Origin of the sequence: Paraburkholderia strydomiana (assembly GCF_046030495.1) — a bacterium.
In the GTDB taxonomy this organism is placed as follows: domain Bacteria; phylum Pseudomonadota; class Gammaproteobacteria; order Burkholderiales; family Burkholderiaceae; genus Paraburkholderia; species Paraburkholderia strydomiana_A.
On record NZ_JAQQCJ010000068.1, the window covers coordinates 1 to 1,236 of the forward strand.

Annotated in this window: 2 protein-coding genes; both read right to left on the reverse strand. The window is 63.0% G+C overall.

The genetic code is table 11. The annotated features are described in order from the left end of the window. On the reverse strand, window positions 1-605 hold a 605-nt coding region (locus tag PQQ53_RS34920; RefSeq protein ID WP_408329276.1), incomplete at its 3' end, for an electron transfer flavoprotein subunit alpha/FixB family protein. Window positions 606-627: 22 nt separating this feature from the next. Beyond that, window positions 628-1,236: electron transfer flavoprotein subunit beta/FixA family protein (locus PQQ53_RS34925; protein ID WP_408329279.1), on the reverse strand; the 609-nt coding region annotated here is incomplete at its 5' end.

Below are 1,236 nucleotides of genomic sequence, written 5' to 3' on the forward strand. Positions count from 1 at the left end.
CGGCCACCCGACACGATGATCTTCGCCGACGTCAGTTCCGGACGGTCCAGTTTCGTCACTTCACGGCTCACGAACTGGGTAACGCCCGCGTCTGCTGCCGCTTCGATCTTTTCCACGCTCGCGCTGCCGCCTTCTGCTGCCACCGGATCGAAGCCGGTCGAGCGCACCGTGATGACCTTGATCGGATCAGCCGATTGCACCGTTGCGATCGCGTTGCCCGCGTAGATCGGACGCTCGAACGTGTCGGCAGAATCCACTGCTGTGATGTCGCTGATCTGCGCGACGTCGAGTTTCGCGGCGATACGCGGCGCGATGTTCTTGCCGTAAGCGGTCGCCGGCGCCAGGATATGCGTGTAGTCCTTCGCGATGTTCATCACGGTCGCTTCGACGTTTTCCGCGAGACCCGCTTCGAGTTGCGGCGCGTCGGCCAGCAGCACCTTCGACACACCCGCGATCTTCGCAGCCGCATCCGCCGCCGCTTGCGCGTTGTGACCCGCGACCAGCACGTGAACGTCACCGCCAATCTTCTGCGCCGCTGCGATCGTGTTCAGCGTCGCGGCCTTGATCGACGCATTGTCGTGTTCTGCAATTACAAGATTCGTCATTTCGTCCGTCTCCGGGTTCTACTTAAAGCACCTTGGCTTCAGTCTTCAGCTTCTCGACCAGCGTCTTCACGTCCGGCACCTTCACACCGGCGGAGCGCTTCGGCGGTTCGGCGACTTTCAGCGTCTTCAGGCGCGGCGTGACGTCCACGCCCAGGTCTGCGGGCTTGATCGTTTCGAGCGGCTTCTTCTTTGCCTTCATGATGTTCGGCAGCGTCACATAGCGCGGCTCGTTCAGGCGCAGGTCGGTGGTGACCACCGCCGGCAGCGTCAGCGACAGCGTTTCGGCGCCGCCGTCCACTTCGCGCGACACGGTTGCCTTGCCGTCAGCCACGACAACCTTCGATGCAAACGTCGCTTGCGGCAGATTAGCCAGCGCGGCGAGCATCTGGCCGGTCTGGTTCGAATCGTCGTCGATGGCCTGCTTGCCGAGAATGATCAACGAAGGCTGCTCCTTGTCCACCAGCGCCTTCAGCAGCTTGGCAACCGCCAGCGGCTGCAGTTCTTCGGTCGACTCGATCAGGATCGCGCGATCCGCGCCGATCGCCAGCGCCGTGCGCAGCGTTTCCTGCGCTTGCGTGACGCCTGCGGACACAGCGATCACTTCGGTCGCCACACCGGCTTCCTTCAGACG